Source organism: Nocardia sp. NPDC050435, from assembly GCF_040655395.1.
Taxonomy (GTDB): Bacteria; Actinomycetota; Actinomycetes; order Mycobacteriales; family Mycobacteriaceae; genus Nocardia.
Genome location: NZ_JBFAJW010000014.1, coordinates 53779 through 70861 on the forward strand (window position 1 = coordinate 53779; position 17083 = coordinate 70861).

Consider the following 17083-nt stretch of genomic DNA (forward strand, 5'->3'; position numbering starts at 1 on the left):
GGTGACCCCCGCTTCCCGGCGCCGGAAGCAAACGTAGTGAGAGGGTCACACCTGATGTCGGAGCGTTCTATCGCCATGTCTCGACTCGCGCGGCTGGCCGCCGCCGGCGCCGTAGTGGCATTGGCCGCCACGGTTTCCGGGCCGCTCGCGGCGGCCGAGCCCGCCACGAGCACCACCGCGCCGGAGCCCGGCGCGGACACGGCCGCGCCAACGACGAGCGCGCCCGCCCCCGGCGTGAAGCTGAACGTCCCCACCCCGGATATCCAGGTGCCGGCGGTGCAGGTGCCGGGTGCGAACCTCCCCGCACCGAGCGTGTCGATGCCCAGCGTCGCCGTCCCGGCGCCGAACGTGTCGGTGCCCGGCGCGACGGTGCAAGTCCCGGCGGCGCAGCTGCCGCCGGGGGCCACGATCCTGCCCACCGTGCAGGTCCCGCAGGTCGAGCTGCCCACGACCGTGATCACCGCGCCCCAGCTCGATCCCGCGGCGCTGACCGAGGCCGAGGTGAACGCCCGTGCACAGGCCTCGCTCGCGGTGAACGCCGCCGCCGGGGCCACGGCGAGCGCCGAGCAGGAGCACGCCGCCGCGGTGGCGGCCGCCACGTCCGGCGATGCGGCCGCGCAGGCCGCGGTCGTGTCGACGCAGGCCAAGGTGGACGCCTCGCACGCGGCGGCCGCGTCCGCGCAGGCCGATCAGGATCTCGTCCTCGCCACGCAGACCACCGCGCGGGCGAAGGTGGACGCCGCGGCGGCGCAGACAGCCGCGGCCGCGGCCAAGAAGGCCGCCGAGGACGCGGCCGCCGCCGCGAAGGCGGCCGCCGACAAGGCCGCCGCCCTGGAAGCGCAAGCTTCGGCCGCCGCCGGCGCGGAGGCCTCGGCCAAGCTGGAAGCCGCCGCGCAGGCCCGCCTGGAGGCCACCGCCGCCGCCGAACTGGCCGCCAAGGCCCAGGTCGACGCCGCCGCCGCGGCCCAATTGGCCGCTGCCGCACAGGCTTCCGTCGACGCCGCGCTCGCGGCGCAGCTGGCCCTGGCCAAGACCGCCGCGCAGGCCGCGGCGCAGGCGAGCGTCGCGCTGGCCACCAAGCTCAGCACCGAGGTCACCACCGCTCAGGCCGTGCTGGCCGGTGCCACGGCCAAGCTCGGTGAGCTGAAGCTCGCCGCCCAGGCGGCGCTGGATTCGTCGCTGAAATTGCAGGGCGCGGCCGACGCCGCCCTGGCCCTGCAGGCCAAGCTCGACGCGGACGCCGCGGCGGCGCTGGTCTCGCAGTGGCAGCTGAAGCTGGACGCCGCGCAGCTGGCGCTCACCGCGGCGCTGCAGGCGCAGACCGATTTCAAGGCGCAGCTCGAGGCGGCGATCGCCGCCGGGGTTGCCCTGGTCGCGACCCTCAATCTGGGCGGTCAGCTGTTCACCGGCATTGACATCACCAAGCTCAGCGAGACCCTGGTGGTCGTCGGCGAGACAGGGCTGAAGCTGGTCGGCGTCTTCAACGGCGCGGGTGAGTTCGAGGTCGTCGACTACTTCCGGGCGGACGGCAACGGTGGCGAGACGCTGGCCGGCGGCCTGCCGCCGGTGGATCTCGCGCTCGGCGACTCCCCCGCCGGCGACTCGGAGTTGCCGATCGCCGTGCTGATCGGCGCCGGCGTGCTCGGCGCGGCCGCGGCCGCCACCGCCGCCACCGTGGTGATCCGCCGCAAGCGCGGCCATGCGTAACTGGCTGCTGATCGCGGTCCTGGCCGCCGCGCTGGCCGGGTGCGGCACGGACGAGGTGTCCCTGCCGCCCCCGGACCGCGCGCCGGTCCCGGCGCAGCTCGCCGATGCCACCCCGGCGGGCACGGTGGTCGCGCCCGCCGAGCCGACCGCGATCGAATTGCGTGCCGCCACCGGCGAGACCTACCTGAGCAGCCCGCTGTACCCCGAGAAGCTGATGCGCGGCGGGGCGAGCGGGCAGCAGCTGAATCCGGTGAACGAGTTGCCGGTGTGGTGGGGCGAAAGTGGCGTTCCCGGAACGGAAACCGAGCAGACCGTGCTGGTGGCCGGCCACAACTATTCGAAACGCGCCGCGCCCTTCCGGGCGTTGCGGGTGGTGCGCCCCGGCGACCGGGTCCTGCTGCGCACGCCCAACGGCGTGCTGGAGTACACGGTGCAGAGCGCCGGGCCGCTACGGAAGGGCGCGCTGCTCAGCGACAACGAGCTGCGAAAAGCGGTGCCGGGCCGGTTGATTCTCGCGAACTGCGATGTCGTCGACGGCGAACCCACCGACAACAACTATCTCGTGATCGCGCAATTGGCCCAGCCGCCGGGCTGATTCGGAACTCAGAGGCCCAGGACGGCCATGCGCTCGGCGTGGCTGTCCTGCATGCGCTCGAACAGCATGGCGATGCCGTTCAGATCGCCGGCCGAGCCGAGCACCAGATCGGTGAGCTCGTCGCGCTGGGCCATGACGTACTGGGCCTGGGTGATCGCCTCGCCGAGCAGCCGGCGGCCCCACAGGGTGAGCCGGTCGCGCTCGGAGCGGCTGGTCTCGACGGCGCGGCGCACCTCTTCGACGACGAACTCGGAGTGGCTGGTCTCGGCCAGCACGTCGCGCACCACGTCGGCGACCTCGGGCGGCAGCGAACCCGCGATCTCGGTGTAGAAATCGGCGGCGATGCCGTCACCGACGTAGAACTTCACCATCGACTCCAGCCAGGTGGAGGGGTCGGTGGAATCGTGGTAGGCGTCCAGGGCCCGCACGAACGGCGCCATCGCGTCGAACACGTCGGCGCCGCGCTCGGCCAGCGCCGATTCCAGGGTCTGGAAGTGGCGCATCTCCGAGGCGGCCATCTTCGCGACGGCGACCTTGCCGCGCAGCGACGGCGACAGCTTGGCCTCCTCGGCCAGCCGGTAGAACGCGGAGATCTCGCCGTAGGCCAGCACGGCGAACAGATCGGTGACGCCGGGATGGTCCGCACCGATCGGCGCGACCGCCTGATCGATCGACGAATATCCCAGTGCTTCCGAACTCTGCGCTCCCATAGCCGCCCAGCGTAGTCGCGTCCGCCGAAACCTGCGGAGCCCGCCGCCCCTCAGAGTTCGGTCAGGAATTTGTCCAGGTAGGTCCAGGTGGTGTCGCGCGCGGTTTCGCCGGTCAGGATGCCCAGGTGGCTGCCGGGGGCGGTCTCGTAGCGCAGGCTGGCCGCACCGGTGAGGGTGCGGGTACCGGCCTGAACGGCGGCCGCCGGGGTGATGACGTCGCTGGGCCCGCCGACCAGCAGCACGTGCGCGGTGACGTCGGCGAGCGCGATCGCGCGCTCCCCCAGCCGCACGACGCCCTTGCCGATGTCGTTGTTGAGGATCAGCCGGCCCCACAGCTGCCCGTAGAAGCGCCCCGGGTAGCCGGGCATCTCGGCCATGAACCGGTCGATGGATTCCATCTTGGCCAGCGTCTCGGTGCGGGTCAGGTTGCTCGCGACGAACCAGGGCCGGGTGAGTTCGCGGTCCCAGGCGGTGACCCGGTAGGCGACGCGGGTGAGCCGGGCCGGGATGCCGCCCGCGGCGCGCACCGCGGTCGAGGTGGCGATGCCGCCGGTGAGTTTCGCGACCGCGCGCAGTTGCGGGATGCCGGTCATCTTGTCGTAGTCCAGCGGCGCGCCGACGGCGGTGATCGAGCGGATCGGCAGGTGCGCGTGCGCGGCCGCGGTGAGCAGCGCGAGAGTGCCGCCGAGCGACCAGCCGATCAGGTCGACGGGCGCGCCGCCCCGATCGGCGGAGGTGCGCAGGATCGCGTCGGGCAGGATGTCGTCGATCCAGTCCTCGAAGCCCATGCGGCGGTCGGCGAAGCTGATCTCGCCGTAGTCGACGAGGTAGGGCGCGCGGCCGGACTCCAGCAGGAAGCGCGCCAGGCTCTGGTCCGGGCGCAGATCGAAACAGGTGGCGGGCGCGGCCAGCGGCGGCACCAGCAGCACCGCGGAATCGGTTGCGGCGCTCTCGGATTCGGGGCGATCGAAACGGCGCAGGGTGCGGTGCGGCGCGTCCGAGAGCACGGTGGCGGGCGTGGGATTCGGGGCTTCGACGCCCGGGCCGAAGGTCAGCGCCCAGGCATTGCGCGCGGCGGTTGAGACGGTGTCAGCGAAACTCACCAGAAGAATGTCTCACATGCCGGTACCGGCGGTAACATGCAAGCCCGGTTTGTCACGATTTCCGACGCCGTGCGCGGGCACAATTCCGAAATGCGGAGCCTGCAATTCGGGCGGGGCACCATATCACGCTACAATCACCGTGGACAACGGAAAATTTCGCGCTGCAAGCGGCGATACCGATGTCCGAGAAAATGTGCGCGCACCAGATCCGCATCACCCTTGCGCCGCGCCGATGTGCCAGGTAGCTGCCGTAACCACGGCACCCGGGCGGACATCGCGCCAGCGGCCCGGACGGTGAACATCACAGGCGGATACGTGGTCACCGCAGGCCGACCGGCCCGCCCCACGCCTCGTGCGCGCGTGACGCGATACGAGGAAGGCACGAACCCTGAGCAAGATCACTGTCGAACAAGAACCCGGCGTAGCGGACACCCTGTTGACCGCCGAACTGGACGAGACCCACACCGCGCCGACTTTCGCCGAATTAGGCGTGCGCGCGGAAATCGTCCGCGCCCTCGGCGAGATCGGTATCGAACGCACCTTCGCGATCCAGGAACTGACGCTGCCGCTCGCACTGGCCGGCGAGGACCTGATCGGCCAGGCCCGCACCGGCATGGGCAAGACCTTCGGCTTCGGCGTCCCGCTGCTGCACCGCGTGGCCACCGCCGACACCGGCACCACCCCGCTGGACGGCACGCCGCGCGCGCTGATCATCGTCCCCACCCGCGAGCTCTGCATCCAGGTCACCTCCGATCTGGAGAACGCCGCCAAATACCTGAGCAACCACCAGGGCGCGCTCAAGGTCGCCTCGATCTACGGCGGCCGCCCCTACGACACCCAGATCGCCGCGCTGCGCCAGGGCGTCGACGTGGTCGTCGGCACCCCGGGCCGCCTGCTGGACCTGGCCAACCAGAACCACCTGATCCTCGGCAAGATCGGCGTGCTGGTCCTGGACGAGGCCGACGAAATGCTGGATCTGGGCTTCCTGCCCGATATCGAGCGCATCCTCGGCATGGTTCCGGACAAGCGCCAGACCATGCTGTTCTCGGCCACCATGCCGGGCCCGATCATCACCCTGGCCCGCACCTTCCTCACCCGCCCGACCCACATCCGGGCCGAGGAGCCGCACGATTCGGCCGTGCACGACCGCACCGCCCAGTTCGTCTACCGCGCGCACGCGCTGGACAAGAGCGAACTGGTGGCCAAGGTGCTGCAGGCCGAGAGCCGCGGCGCGACCATGATCTTCACCCGCACCAAGCGCACCGCGCAGAAGGTGGCCGACGAACTGGCCGATCGCGGCTTCGCCGTCGGCGCGGTACACGGCGACCTCGGGCAGATCGCGCGCGAGAAGGCGCTGACCAAGTTCCGCAACGGCAAGATCGACGTGCTGGTCGCCACCGACGTCGCGGCCCGCGGTATCGACATCGACGACGTCACCCACGTCATCAATTACCAGTGCCCCGAGGACGAGAAGACCTACGTGCACCGGATCGGCCGCACCGGCCGCGCCGGGCGCACCGGCGTCGCGGTCACGCTGATCGACTGGGACGAGCTGAACCGCTGGGCGGGCATCGACAAGGCGCTCGGCCTCGGCATTCCCGAGCCCGTCGAGACCTACTCGCGTTCACCGCACCTGTTCTCCGATCTGGGCATCCCCACCGACGCGACCGGCCAGGTCCGCAAACCCAAGCCGGCCCGGGACGAGGACGCCGTCGTCGTCGAGCGCGAAGCGCGGACGCCGCGCAAGCGCAACCGCCGCCGCACGCTGCGCGGTCAGCCGTTGGACGAGACCACCGACAACGGTTCGGCGAGCACCGAGAACGGCGTGACCGACGCCGGGGCCGGTGCGGACGAGTCCGAGGCTCCGGGCCGTCGTCGCCGCCGCCGTCGCCGCTCCGGTAGCGAAGCGGAGATCACCGGCAACGGTGACGCCCCGCAGGACACCCCGGTCGCCGAGGACGGGGCGGAAAGCGGCGATCAGCCCGCTCGCCGCCGCCGTCGCCGCCGCAAGTCCGGTGGCGAGGGTACGGCCGCTGAGAGCACCGAATCGGCGAACCGCGCGTCCGTCAGCGACGCTGCGGCCAACGCCGCTTCGGTCAAGACGGCGGTGACCGTCAACGGCGCGGCCGCAGACGCCTCCGCTTCCGGCGTAGCGACCGCCAACAGCGCCTCGGGCGCAACCTCCGCCGCGAAGGCGGGGTCCGGCAACGGTGCTTCGAGCGCAACCTCCGCCCCTGACGCGGCGACCGGCAACGGTGCTTCCAGCGCAACCTCCGGCCCCAACGCAGCGACCGGCAACAGTGCTTCCAGCGCAACCTCCGGTTCTGATGCGGCGACCGGCAACAGTGCTTCGGACGCGACCGCCGCTTCGGGGGCAGGGGCGGCCAACGGCGCTTCGGCCACCGGGGCGCCGACCGCCGACACCGCGGTTGCCGACACGCAGGGCGACAACGCCCCTGCGAAGAAGCCCGCACGTCGGCGTACGCGCAAGGCCACCACCGGGGGTGCCGAAGCCACAGGCAACGACACCGTCGAGGGCGCGACCGCCGGGGCGGAAGGCAACGCCGCGACCGTCGATGCACCGGGCGCTCCGGCCACCGCAACCGCTGAGGCACCGGGTGCTTCGGCCGCCGGGAAGAACGGCACCGAGGCCACCGGCGCGACCGTGACGAACGGTGCCGGTTCCCCCGGGGCCACCGGTTCCGCTCAGGCCACCGCGACCGAGGCCACGAGCACTGTGGCCGAGGCACCTGCGGCCGAAGGCACGGCCGAGGAGGCACCGGTCAAGCAGCGGCGCACCCGCAAGGCCGCCGAGGCCGCCGAGGCCGGTTCGCCCGCCGAGGCTCCGGTCAAGCGCACCCGCGCTCGCAAGAGCGTGGCCGCCGACGCCGCCGTCGACGGGGAGGCGCCCGCGCCGGTGAAGCGGACTCGCAAGAAGGCGGTCGCCGACGCCGGCGCCGCTGCGGACGAGCCGGCTCCGGCCAAGCGGACCCGGACTCGCAAAACCGCAGCTGCGGACGCGGAAAATGGTGCGGCGGAAGCGGATTCGGCGGAGCAGCCGGCTCGCGCACCGCGGCGCCGGAAGGCCGCGGCCGACGCCGCCGACAACGGTGCGGTCGAGTCTCCGGCGGCGACCGCTTCGGCATAATTCGGCGGATCCGCTACTCTCGCAATCGTGCTCGCACCCGAGCGGCGAACGCGCGCCGACATCATCTCCGCAGTCGCGATCGCCACGCTCGTGGTGGTCGCGGCGCTGGTGGTGTGGGCCCGTGGCGATGCCACCGGCACCGAATCGGTGACCGCGGCGACCCCGGCGTCGGCGCCGCCCACCGCGGACAAGCTGCCCGCTGCCCTGCGCGAGCTCTGGCACGCGCCGGACGGCGCGGCGGGCCGGGCGCTGATCTCCGCGGGCGCGGTGATCACCGGCGAGGGCGGCACCGTCACCGGACGGGATCCGAGCACCGGCGCGGAGCTGTGGCGCTACCGCCGCGATATGCCGCTGTGCGGCATCGAGTCCCAGTTCGGCGCGGTGATCGCCGTGTACAAGGACCAGCGCGGCTGTAGCCAGGCCACGATGCTGGCCGGGGACAACGGCGACCGCCGCACCGCGCGCAGCAGCTACATGGATCCGGAGCTGCGGCTGTCGGTGGACGGCACCTACCTGCTGGCCCTGGGCGGCAAGCGGCTGGAGATGTGGCGGTCGGATCTGGTGCGCACGCTCGAATACGGCTACGTGGACGCGCCGGTGAACGTGAAAACCCAGCCGCGCAAAGACTGCACGCTGCTCTCCGCCGGGTCCAGCCCGGCGCGGCTGGCGGTGCTGGAGCGCTGTCCCGAGGACGCCACCAACCGGTTGACCGTGCTGAACCCCGCGCCCAAGGACAACACGGTGCCCGAGGAGCACGGCTCGCGGGTGCTCACCGGCCCCGGCGCGGACGCGCCGGAGGCCCGGGTCATCGCGGTGTCGGACAGCCGGATCGCGGTGTATCTGCCCGGCGCCGTCCTGCCCGGCGGCGAGAGTTCGCCGCCGCGCCTGGCGATCTACGACTCGACCGGGAATCCGGTTGTGGTGCACCAGCTTTCCGCACCGCTGGCGGAGAATTCCAGCACCGTGCGGATCGGCTCGGCCTACCTGGTGTTCACCGGCAACAGCCTGATCGCGTTGAACGCCGGCACCTTCGACCCGATGTGGACCGCGGCCGGCGCGCTCGGTACGCCGACGTCCATGGCGGGCAAACTGCTGCTGCCCGTGGCCGACGGGATCGCGGCGCTCGATCCGGCCACCGGCGCCGAGGTGCAGCGCATTCCGGTGCAGCGCCCCGGTTACGACGGCGCGGCCATGTCGCTGGCCGTGGTCGGCGGCGTCGTGCTGGAGAAGCGCGGCGGGACTCTCTACGCCCTCGGCAGCTGAGCGGCGACGCCCGGAATTTGTCGGTGAACTCCGGCACAATCCGGAGCATGAGCGAGAACGAGCCCGGCAACGCGATCACCGAGTACGACGATCCGGACAGCGTCATCACCGAATTCCGGGAGAACGAGGGCGAAGTCGGGGGCGCCTGCGCGGGCGCGGAGCTCATTCTGCTCACCACCATCGGGGCCGAGAGCGGCCGGCCGCACGTGGTTCCGCTCGAACTGCTGCGCCGCCCCTCCGGCGCGGGCGACATCCTTTACGTCAGCTCGCTCATCGAAGACAGGTACCCGGCCTGGTACTACAACGCCAAGAAGAACCCGCGCGTCACCATCGAGCACGGGCCCGAGCAGTTCTCGGGTCTGGTCACGGTGCTCGAGGGCGCGGAGTACGAGGAGTTCGCCGCCTGGGCGCTGGCCCACAACCCGCCGCTGGCCGAACACCAGGCCAAGGTGGCGCGCCCGCTCCCGCTGGCGGTCGTCACGTTCGACAAGTAGCCCCGTGGCGGGGTGGGGTCACGCGGTCGCCCGTCCAGCATGATGGAGACATGCCCGTACGCGACGATGCCCGACTGGTCCTGCTCCGGCACGGTGAGACCGAGTGGTCCAAGCACCGCCGGCACACCGGCAACACCGATCTGCCGCTGACCGAGCTCGGCGAGGAGCAGGCCCGCGCCGCCGGACCCCTGCTCGCCGAGCTGAAACTGCGCGATCCCCTGGTGCTGGTCAGCCCGCGGCAGCGGGCGCGGCGCACCGCCGAGCTGGCCGGCCTGTCCGGCTACGCCGTCGACGACGATCTCGTCGAATGGGATTACGGCGACTACGAGGGCCTGACCACCCCGCAGATCCGCGAGTCCGCCCCGGGCTGGACCATCTGGACCGGCGCGGTGCCCGGCGGCGAGTCCGCTGCGCAGGTGCGGGCCCGCGCCGATCGGGTGCTGGCCGCGGCGGAACCCGAACTGGCGCAACGCGATGTCGTATTGGTCGGCCACGGGCATTTCTCCCGCGCGCTGATCGCCCGCTGGGCCGAACTGGATCTGGTCGAGGGCCGCCGCTTCGCCATGTCGACCGCGGCGACCAGCATCCTCGGCTACGACCACGACGCCCGCACCATCCACGCGCACAATCTCGTCCCCCAGCTGAGCGGAGCCCGTCGATGACCCACCCCGGCCACGCCGTCGTCCGCCGTGCCACGCCCGCGGACGTCCCCGCCATGGTCGAGCTGGTCTACGACCTCGCCGAGTACGAGCGGGCGCGCGCGGAGTGCACGCTGACCGTCGAGCAACTGCACGACGCGCTGTTCGGCACGGCCCCGGCGCTTTTCGCGCACGTGGTGGCCGACGAGACGGGGATCGTCGGCACCGCGATCTGGTTCCTGAACTTCTCCACCTGGACCGGTACGCACGGGATCTACCTGGAGGATCTCTACGTGAAGCCGGAGACGCGCGGCAAGGGGTACGGCAAGGCGCTGCTCGCGGCGCTCGCGAAAGAGGCCGCCGACAACGGTTACAGCCGGGTGGACTGGGCGGTGCTGACCTGGAACACGCCGTCGATCGAGTTCTACCGCTCGCTCGGCGCGGTCGAGCAGAACGACTGGGTCGGCTACCGCCTGACCGGCGGCGAGCTGCTCCAGCTGGCTCGCGAGGCCCGCTGATCCTCGCGAATTACCATGATCGCGAGCTGTTTCCGCGTGCGCAGGGGGGAAGACGATGCAGGTGACGATGCCGGAGAGCTGGCCCGCCACCGCCGAGGAGGCGATGGCGCTGCAGGACGAGCTGCGCCCGCAGGTCGACCCGGTCAACCCGCGACCGCCGGAATTCCGCACCGTGGCCGGGCTCGATTCGGCCTACGACGAGTCCGGCGTGGTGGCCGCCGCCGCGGTCGTGCTGGACGCGTCATCGCTGACGCCGCTGGAAACCGCCGTGGCGCACGGCAGCACGACCTTCCCGTACGTGCCCGGCCTGCTCGCCTTCCGCGAGCTGCCCACCTCGCTGGCGGTTCTGGAAAAGCTGAGCCGCACACCGGATCTGCTGGTCTGTGACAGTCAGGGCCTGGCCCATCCGCGCCGCTTCGGATTCGCCTGCCATCTCGGCATTCTCACCGGCGTCCCCACCATCGGCGTCGCGAAGACGGTGTGGGGCAACTACATCGAGCCCGGGCCCGAGCGCGGCGCGAGCACCGAGTTACTGATCGACGGCGAGGTCGTCGGCCGCGCGCTGCGCACCCGCGCCGGGGTGAAACCGGTGTTCGTCTCGGTCGGGCACCGCATCGATCTGGACACCGCCTGCGCGCAGGTGCTGGCGCTCACACCGAACTTCCGGCAGCCCGAGACGACCCGGCAGGCCGATCGGCTGTGCCGTCAGGCGCTGCGGTCCGCGCTCGGGTCGACCCCGTAGCCCTCGGTCATCCACCGGTTGGACGGCGGCGCGAACAGCAGCCCGAGCGAGGCGAGCGCGACCAGGCCCAGCAGGGTGCCGTACACCGGCTGGTGCGAATCGGTGAGCAGCGACCAGGACACCGGCAGCATCAGGATCTGCGCGATCACCGCGATGGCGCGCCCCCACCGGTGCCCGGTGAGCAGCCCGAGGCCGGCGGCCAGCACCGCGCCGCCGAGGATGCCGAACCAGGCGGCCGTGCCGTAGCCACTGGTGGCGGTCTGGTCGTGCCCGAGCAGCCCGCGCACGATCAGCACGATCGCGACGGTCACCGCGACGGCGCCCTCCAGTGCCACCAGCGCGCCCGCGCCGCGTACCGTGCCGGGCACGCCCGCGCTTGCCGCATTCCTGTCGCTGTCAACCACGCGCCAAGCCTACGAGCCGGACCCCGGGGACGGCATGTCGGACCGCACACCGTCGCCAACTAGGCTTCCGACCGTGCGGACCCTGCTGATCGTGAATCCGAATGCCACTTCCACCACACCGGAGACCAGGGATCTGCTGGCACACGCGCTGGAGAGCCGCACGCAGCTGACCGTTGCGCACACCCAGCATCGCGGCCACGCGGCCGAGCTGGCGCAGTGGGCGTCCACCAACGAGATGGACCTGATCGTCGTGCACGGCGGCGATGGGACGGTGAACGAGACGATCAACGGGTTCCTGCCGCTGCCGCAGGTCGACGACGGCCAGGTGTGGCGGCCCCGGCTCGGTGTCATCCCGGGCGGGTCGGCGAATGTCTTCGCCCGCGCGCTCGGCATCTCACCGGACCCGGTGACCGCGACCAATCAGCTGATCGACCTGCTGACCGTGCACCGGGATCGCAAGATCGGCCTGGGTCTGGCCGATGATCGCTGGTTCACCTTCAGCGCCGGTGTGGGGCTGGACGCGGATGTGTGTGAGGCGATCGACACGAGCCGCGCGAACGGTCATCCGGCCACTCCGGCGCGCTATGTTCGCACAACTGTTCGACAATTCTTCCGCGCCAAAGGCAAGAACCCGACCGTCCGGGTTGAAATACCGGGCCATGCGCCCGTAGACGCCGTGCATTACGCCTTCGTAACGAACACCAGTCCGTGGACGTACCTGAACGCCACCCCGGTGCACACCAATCCGGGCACCACCTTCGAGGCGGGTCTCGGCGTGTTTGCGGTGCGGTCGATGGATGTGATCCCGACCCTGCTGCTCGCTCGACAGCTCCTGGCAGCGGATGGAAATCCCAAGTCCCGCAACCTTTTTCGAGAAGACGATGTACCGTCGGTGCGCATCGAGTCACCGGAGCCGATCGGCCTGCAAATCGATGGCGACTTTATCGGAAAACGCAACGTGGTGGATTTCACCTCGGTGCCGGGGGTACTCGAAGTGGTGGCCCCACAGCCTCGTTGAACACGAAACGCGATGTGAAACATCACGTTGCGCTGCGAAAACCAGTTGGAGCGAGTACAAAGGAGCCCGCAGGTTCCCGCGTTGGGAACTTTGAGAGCGTGAGCTTCCCCACGGTGCACCGGATACCTATTGACATCTACGGTGTTCGTGAAAGCATTCACAAGCAACCGTGCGGAAACTTTCCAGTCGCACAAGTGAACGATCCACAAACCATAAGGCGCTTTTTTGGAGCGCCCAGCAAAGGAGCAGAGGAATGGACTGGCGCCACAAGGCCATCTGTCGTGACGAGGACCCTGAACTGTTCTTCCCGGTGGGTAACAGTGGTCCTGCGCTCGCGCAGATTGCCGATGCCAAGCTGGTCTGCGCTCGCTGCCCCGTCACTGCCGATTGCCTGTCCTGGGCCCTGAAGTCCGGTCAGGATGCCGGCGTGTGGGGTGGTATGAGCGAAGACGAGCGCCGGGCGCTCAAGCGTCGTAACGCGCGCACCCGGACCCGCACCGTCGTCTGACACCCAGACGACTCGGCGTTACCGGGCCACGCACAGCCCCGGCCCGGAAACGCATTCGGCCCGGCACCCTCAGGTGCCGGGCTTATTTGCACCCGAAAACAGATGCGGCGCAGCGCGACGCCGCCCGGTCTCAGCGACCGGAGCGGCGGCCCAACGGAACTCGCAGCACCGCGTCGGTGCCGACGTCGGCGCCGGGATGCAGGCCGATGGACCCGCCCAGCTCCGCCGTGACCAGCGTGCGCACGATCTGCAAGCCCAGCCGGTCGGAGGATTCCAGGCTGAAACCGGCGGGCAGGCCCCGGCCGTCGTCGCTGATGATCACATCCAGCCAGCGCGCCGAACGCTCGGAACGGATTGTCACGGTGCCGTTTTCGCCCGAATCGAAGGCGTGCTCGATGGCGTTCTGCACCAGTTCGGTGAGCACCATCACCAGCGGCGTCGCGCGCTCGGCGGAGAACACGCCCAGCGAGCCCGCGCGGCGCACCTTGATCCGCGTGGTGTGCACGGTGGCGACATCGGCCATGATCGGCAGCAGCCGATCGACCACCTCGTCCAGATCCACCTCTTCGTCCACCGACATGGACAGCATCTCGTGCACGGAGGCGATGGAGGTCACCCGGCGCACCGACTCGGTCAGCGCGACCTGCGCCTCCTCGTTCTCGGTCCGGCGGGCCTGTAGTCGCAGCAGCGCGGCCACGGTCTGCAGATTGTTCTTCACCCGGTGATGGATCTCCCGGATGGTGGCGTCCTTGGACAGCAGCGCGCGATCGCGGCGCTTGACCTCGGTGACATCGCGGACAAGCACTGCGGCCCCGGCCAATTCGCCGTGCGGGCGCAACACCAGGGTGCGCAGCAGCACCGTCGCCCCGCGCGCCTCGACCTCCATGCGGCGGCCGGTGCGCCCGGCCAGCGCGGCCTGGATGTCGCCGACGACCTCCTGGGCGTCGAACGGATCGGTGATCAGCGAGCGGGTCGTGACCGCGAGATCCTGCCCGGCCAGATCGCTCTGCAGGCCCATCCGGTGATAGGCCGAGAGCGCGTTCGGGCTGGCGTAGACCACGGTGCCCGCGGTGTCCAGGCGGATGAAGCCGTCACCGGCGCGCGGGCTGGAATGGGTGGCCGCGCGGTCCTCGGTGGTGGGGAAGCTGCCGTCGGCGATCATCTGGCACAGATCGTCGGCGCAGGCCACATAGGCCATCTCCAGGGTGCTGCGGACCCGGGAGCGCTGGGTATCGGTGTCCCGGGACAGCACCGCGATCACATCGTCGCCGCAGCGCACCGGGATGGCCTCGCGGATGGCGTGCACCGGGTGCGGGTGGTAGACGCCGGCCGCCTCGCCGTCGCTGTCCGCGCGGACGACCTTGCCGCTGAGCAGAGCGTCGAAGACCTGCGGATGGTCGGCCGGGGTGGCCGTGGTCCCGACCTTGTCCTCGAGGTGCACGGTCGCCGCGGTGGTGGGGCGGCATTGCGCGACGCAGACGATGTCGGCGCCGTCGGTGACCGGGCCCGCGCCCACCCAGAGCAGCAGATCGGCGAAGGACAGGTCGGCGAGCAACTGCCAATCCCCCACCACCCGCTGCAGGTGGTCCACGGCGATGCCCGGGAGATCGGTGTGCTCGGCTAGTAGCTCGCTGAGGGTCGACACGTCGGATCCACGCCTTCGATCAGGAGATCACGGCGATCAGATCGCCCGCCTGCAACACCTGGCCGGGCCGCACCGCGATCTCGGTGACCTCGCCCTCGACCTCGGTGAGCACCGGAATCTCCATCTTCATGGACTCGAGCAGGATGAGGGCCTGATCCACGTGCACCTTGTCACCGACCTCGACGTCGACGGTCAGGACGGTCGAGACCATCTCGGCGCGCACTTCCTCGGCCATGACACCCCATTCTCCGGTTCGGGACTTGTATCCGCTGAAGCTACAGCCAACCACACGTGAAACAATGGGCTTCGATCAGAGTGATCCCCGCGGATGCGGGGGTGATCCGCAGAAGGGAGCCTACTCATGGGTAAGCGTGGACGTAAGAAGCGCAGCCGCAAGGGAAGCGCAGCCAACCACGGCAAGCGGCCCAACGCCTGAGGCGTTGTGAGCGTGTAGAACAGCGAGCGGCCCGCACTTCCACCAGGAAGCGCGGGCCGCTCGATGTTCAACCGTCCCTTGGGTTTTGCCTAGGACTCCTTGGTCTCGATCTCGGTTATCGTGATCGAGCGCCGGATCTCGATGGTCAGCCGGTCGCGCAGCGAATCGGGCGCGCGGTCGCCGCCACACTTGCGGCTGAGCAGGCCCTTGACCTTCTCCTCGATGCCATAGGCCTCGATGCAGGGCGAGCAGTGGTCCATGTGGTGTTGCAGGCGGGCTCGGGTGGCCTCGTCGCACTCGCCGTCGAGCATCAACCACACGTCGGCGAGTACGGCCCGGCAGTCGAGCTCCATGTCGTCACTCACTGCTTGACCTCCTGCCGTTCACCGCGGTTGAACCCGCGCTCGCGCGCCACGTCGGCGAGCAGTCCCTTCAGTTGCTTGCGGCCGCGGTGCAGCCGGGACATCACGGTACCGATCGGGGTGCCCATGATGTCGGCGATCTCCTTGTACGGGAAACCTTCGACGTCGGCGTAGTAGACCGCCATCCGGAACTCCTCGGGGAGTTCCTGCAGCGCGGCCTTGATGTCGTCGTCGGGGAGCGCGTCCAGCGCCTCCACCTCGGCCGAGCGCAGACCCGTGGAGGTGTGCTCGGCGGTCGCCGCGAGCTGCCAGTCGGTGATCTCGTCGGTCGGGTACTGCGCGGGCTGCCGCTGCTTCTTGCGGTAGGAGTTGATGTAGGTGTTGGTGAGGATCCGGTAGAGCCAGGCCCGCAGGTTGGTGCCCTCCCGGAAGCTCTTGAAGCCCTGGAACGCCTTGACGTAGGTCTCCTGCACCAGGTCCTCGGCGTCGGCGGGGTTCCTGGTCATGCGCAGCGCGGCGCCGTAGAGCTGGTCCAGCATGGGGAGCGCGTCGCGCTCGAACCGCTGTGCCAGTTCCGCATCGTCGACTGCGGGGACGGCCGTACCGTCGTCCACCACGTCTTCGTCGCTCGTCACACCTGTCCCTTCGATTGCGGTACCCGCCAAATCTACCGGCATCCGCACATCGATCGGGAACTGCGTGTCAGAGGGCCCGGTCAGGACCGGACGTTCGTCGAGCAGTACTGGCACCGACTTCTCCTTACACGTCAACAACTGGCTGTATGGCATGCAACAGGCACGGCGGTCCCGGTGTTCCCGAGCCGGATACAGTCGCTGCCATGGCTGGAGCCTCGACACCGGCGATCCGCACCCTGACCAAGGCGGGGGTGGCGCATCGCGTGCACGCCTACACCCACGATCCGCGCGCCGACTCCTACGGCACCGAGGCGGTGGACGCGCTCGGCGCGGAACTGGGGGTGCGGCCCGGGCAGATCTTCAAGACCCTGGTGCTCGAGTTGTCCACCGGCACGCTGGCGGTGGCGGTGCTGCCGGTGCCCGAGACGTTGTCGCTCAAGGCGGCCGCGGCCGCGCTCGGCGTGCCGAAGGCGGCCATGGCCGACAAGACCAAGGCCGAGAAGACCACCGGATACGTGCTCGGCGGCATCTCCCCGCTCGGTCAGCGCAAGCGGTTGCCGACCGTGGTGGACGAGTCGGCGCTGGGCTGGGACCGGATGCTGTGCAGTGCGGGGCGGCGCGGGCTGGAGATCGAACTGGCCCCGGGTGACCTGGTGCGATTGGCGGCGGCGGTGACCGCGCCGATCGTCGCCGGCCAGAAAACAGACCGTGTGGCATCCAACAGCTGACCGCCCATCTGTGCGGTAATGAAATCGCGGCACCGGACAAAACCGGCGCTGCGCTAGAGCTCCAGCAAGGTCCGATTCGTCCGACCCGAGGATGTGATGCTCAATGTTGTCTCAGCACCGCCTGGTCTCCCGCACACTCGTCGCGGCACTCGGAGCCGCGGCACTGGCTCTCGGCCCGCTGACCGTGGGCCCGGCCGGCGCGGAACCGGTTGTCATACAGGTCAACCCCGGCCAGCAGGCCGACTACCCCGGCAAGGCCAAGCCGGACGAGAGCGACAAGAAGGCCGAGAAAGCCGAGAAGATGGGCGGCGGGCTGGCCAGCAAGATGGTCGACCTGGGCGCCGGCCTGATCAAATGCGGCATCAGCATGGCGTCGGACTCGGTGGCCTGCAAGCTCTGAAGCATTCCGACGAGAACGGCCGAGCGGCA

Annotated in this window: 18 protein-coding genes and 1 pseudogene; 12 read left to right on the plus strand and 7 right to left on the minus strand. The window is 70.3% G+C overall.

Features of this window, described 5'->3' with window-relative positions; all coding sequences use genetic code 11:
• The first annotated feature begins 54 nt into the window (after positions 1-54).
• The gene (locus AB0I43_RS34920) at positions 55-1707 is read left to right on the plus strand and encodes a hypothetical protein (protein WP_356975888.1); all 1653 of its coding nucleotides are present in this window, start codon (positions 55-57) and stop codon (positions 1705-1707) included.
• Positions 1700-2302 carry a sortase gene (locus AB0I43_RS34925; RefSeq protein WP_356975889.1) on the plus strand — a complete coding sequence of 201 codons (603 nt, stop codon included), beginning with the start codon at positions 1700-1702 and terminating at the stop codon, positions 2300-2302. Before AB0I43_RS34920 ends, AB0I43_RS34925 begins: the two co-directional genes overlap by 8 nt.
• Positions 2303-2310: 8 nt before the next feature.
• On the opposite strand, the gene AB0I43_RS34930 is transcribed toward AB0I43_RS34925, so the two are convergent.
• Both AB0I43_RS34930 and AB0I43_RS34935 read right to left on the minus strand, forming a co-directional pair.
• The gene (locus AB0I43_RS34930) at positions 2311-3012 is read right to left on the minus strand and encodes a ferritin-like fold-containing protein (RefSeq protein WP_356975890.1); all 702 of its coding nucleotides are present in this window, start codon (positions 3010-3012) and stop codon (positions 2311-2313) included.
• A gap of 50 nt (positions 3013-3062) precedes the next feature.
• Positions 3063-4115, minus strand: a complete 1053-nt coding sequence (locus AB0I43_RS34935; protein ID WP_356975891.1) for an alpha/beta fold hydrolase — start codon at positions 4113-4115, stop codon at positions 3063-3065.
• 388 nt (positions 4116-4503) lie between these two features.
• On the opposite strand from AB0I43_RS34935, the pseudogene AB0I43_RS34940 reads away from it, so the two are divergent.
• The 6 genes and pseudogenes from AB0I43_RS34940 to AB0I43_RS34965 all read left to right on the plus strand — a co-directional run.
• Positions 4504-6024, plus strand: a pseudogene (locus tag AB0I43_RS34940) (DEAD/DEAH box helicase); the annotation flags it as partial.
• Positions 6025-7290: 1266 nt separating this feature from the next.
• Positions 7291-8526: a PQQ-binding-like beta-propeller repeat protein gene (locus tag AB0I43_RS34945; RefSeq protein ID WP_356975893.1), complete on the plus strand. Its 1236-nt coding sequence runs from the start codon at positions 7291-7293 to the stop codon at positions 8524-8526.
• 47 nt (positions 8527-8573) lie between these two features.
• Complete coding sequence (locus tag AB0I43_RS34950) at positions 8574-9020, plus strand: nitroreductase/quinone reductase family protein (RefSeq protein WP_356975895.1); 447 nt, start codon at positions 8574-8576, stop codon at positions 9018-9020.
• A gap of 50 nt (positions 9021-9070) precedes the next feature.
• Positions 9071-9682, plus strand: coding sequence for an acid phosphatase (locus AB0I43_RS34955; protein ID WP_356975896.1), 612 nt, complete (start codon positions 9071-9073; stop codon positions 9680-9682).
• Entirely contained in the window at positions 9679-10176 is a 498-nt protein-coding gene (locus tag AB0I43_RS34960; RefSeq protein WP_356975898.1) for a GNAT family N-acetyltransferase, read from the plus strand. Before AB0I43_RS34955 ends, AB0I43_RS34960 begins: the two co-directional genes overlap by 4 nt.
• Before the next feature lie 55 nt (positions 10177-10231).
• The gene (locus AB0I43_RS34965; RefSeq protein ID WP_356975900.1) at positions 10232-10918 is read left to right on the plus strand and encodes an endonuclease V; all 687 of its coding nucleotides are present in this window, start codon (positions 10232-10234) and stop codon (positions 10916-10918) included.
• On the opposite strand, the gene AB0I43_RS34970 is transcribed toward AB0I43_RS34965, so the two are convergent.
• Entirely contained in the window at positions 10882-11322 is a 441-nt protein-coding gene (locus AB0I43_RS34970) for a hypothetical protein (RefSeq protein ID WP_356975902.1), read from the minus strand. The genes AB0I43_RS34965 and AB0I43_RS34970 overlap by 37 nt on opposite strands.
• A 73-nt stretch (positions 11323-11395) precedes the next feature.
• Here AB0I43_RS34970 and AB0I43_RS34975 point away from each other — a divergent pair, with 73 nt between their 5' ends.
• Complete coding sequence (locus AB0I43_RS34975) at positions 11396-12340, plus strand: diacylglycerol kinase family protein (RefSeq protein ID WP_356975904.1); 945 nt, start codon at positions 11396-11398, stop codon at positions 12338-12340.
• A gap of 253 nt (positions 12341-12593) precedes the next feature.
• Positions 12594-12848 carry a WhiB family transcriptional regulator gene (locus AB0I43_RS34980; RefSeq protein WP_011211115.1) on the plus strand — a complete coding sequence of 85 codons (255 nt, stop codon included), beginning with the start codon at positions 12594-12596 and terminating at the stop codon, positions 12846-12848.
• Positions 12849-12978: 130 nt separating this feature from the next.
• Here AB0I43_RS34980 and AB0I43_RS34985 read toward each other — a convergent pair whose 3' ends face one another.
• The 4 genes from AB0I43_RS34985 to AB0I43_RS35000 form a co-directional block, all read right to left on the minus strand.
• The gene (locus tag AB0I43_RS34985; protein ID WP_356975906.1) at positions 12979-14493 is read right to left on the minus strand and encodes a histidine kinase N-terminal domain-containing protein; all 1515 of its coding nucleotides are present in this window, start codon (positions 14491-14493) and stop codon (positions 12979-12981) included.
• 19 nt (positions 14494-14512) lie between these two features.
• Positions 14513-14728: a biotin/lipoyl-binding carrier protein gene (locus AB0I43_RS34990; RefSeq protein ID WP_356975908.1), complete on the minus strand. Its 216-nt coding sequence runs from the start codon at positions 14726-14728 to the stop codon at positions 14513-14515.
• Between the two features lie 290 nt (positions 14729-15018).
• The gene (gene rsrA / locus AB0I43_RS34995) at positions 15019-15282 is read right to left on the minus strand and encodes a mycothiol system anti-sigma-R factor (protein ID WP_356976188.1); all 264 of its coding nucleotides are present in this window, start codon (positions 15280-15282) and stop codon (positions 15019-15021) included.
• A gap of 8 nt (positions 15283-15290) precedes the next feature.
• Positions 15291-15926 (minus strand): sigma-70 family RNA polymerase sigma factor, encoded by a 636-nt coding sequence (locus tag AB0I43_RS35000; RefSeq protein WP_356975910.1) that lies wholly within the window; start codon positions 15924-15926, stop codon positions 15291-15293.
• A 203-nt stretch (positions 15927-16129) separates the two neighbouring features.
• On the opposite strand from AB0I43_RS35000, the gene ybaK reads away from it, so the two are divergent.
• Together ybaK and AB0I43_RS35010 are read left to right on the plus strand one after the other, a co-directional pair.
• Entirely contained in the window at positions 16130-16654 is a 525-nt protein-coding gene (gene ybaK, locus AB0I43_RS35005; protein ID WP_356975911.1) for a Cys-tRNA(Pro) deacylase, read from the plus strand.
• 103 nt (positions 16655-16757) lie between these two features.
• A complete protein-coding gene (locus tag AB0I43_RS35010; protein WP_356975913.1) occupies positions 16758-17054 on the plus strand; it encodes a hypothetical protein in 297 nt (98 codons plus the stop codon).
• Positions 17055-17083 lie beyond the last annotated feature (29 nt).

Excerpts from the sequence above, each read along its gene's own strand:
- AB0I43_RS34925 (WP_356975889.1), top strand. The coding sequence starts at position 1,700 with ATGCGTAACTGGCTGCTGATCGCGGTCCTGGCCGCCGCGCTGGCCGGG.
- rsrA (WP_356976188.1), bottom strand. The coding sequence starts at position 15,282 with ATGGAGCTCGACTGCCGGGCCGTACTCGCCGACGTGTGGTTGATGCTC.
- AB0I43_RS34965 (WP_356975900.1), top strand. The coding sequence starts at position 10,232 with ATGCAGGTGACGATGCCGGAGAGCTGGCCCGCCACCGCCGAGGAGGCG.
- ybaK (WP_356975911.1), top strand. The coding sequence starts at position 16,130 with ATGGCTGGAGCCTCGACACCGGCGATCCGCACCCTGACCAAGGCGGGG.
- AB0I43_RS34955 (WP_356975896.1), top strand. The coding sequence starts at position 9,071 with ATGCCCGTACGCGACGATGCCCGACTGGTCCTGCTCCGGCACGGTGAG.
- AB0I43_RS35010 (WP_356975913.1), top strand. The coding sequence starts at position 16,758 with ATGTTGTCTCAGCACCGCCTGGTCTCCCGCACACTCGTCGCGGCACTC.
- AB0I43_RS34980 (WP_011211115.1), top strand. The coding sequence starts at position 12,594 with ATGGACTGGCGCCACAAGGCCATCTGTCGTGACGAGGACCCTGAACTG.
- AB0I43_RS34960 (WP_356975898.1), top strand. The coding sequence starts at position 9,679 with ATGACCCACCCCGGCCACGCCGTCGTCCGCCGTGCCACGCCCGCGGAC.
- AB0I43_RS34950 (WP_356975895.1), top strand. The coding sequence starts at position 8,574 with ATGAGCGAGAACGAGCCCGGCAACGCGATCACCGAGTACGACGATCCG.
- AB0I43_RS34920 (WP_356975888.1), top strand. The coding sequence starts at position 55 with ATGTCGGAGCGTTCTATCGCCATGTCTCGACTCGCGCGGCTGGCCGCC.
- AB0I43_RS34930 (WP_356975890.1), bottom strand. The coding sequence starts at position 3,012 with ATGGGAGCGCAGAGTTCGGAAGCACTGGGATATTCGTCGATCGATCAG.
- AB0I43_RS34990 (WP_356975908.1), bottom strand. The coding sequence starts at position 14,728 with ATGGCCGAGGAAGTGCGCGCCGAGATGGTCTCGACCGTCCTGACCGTC.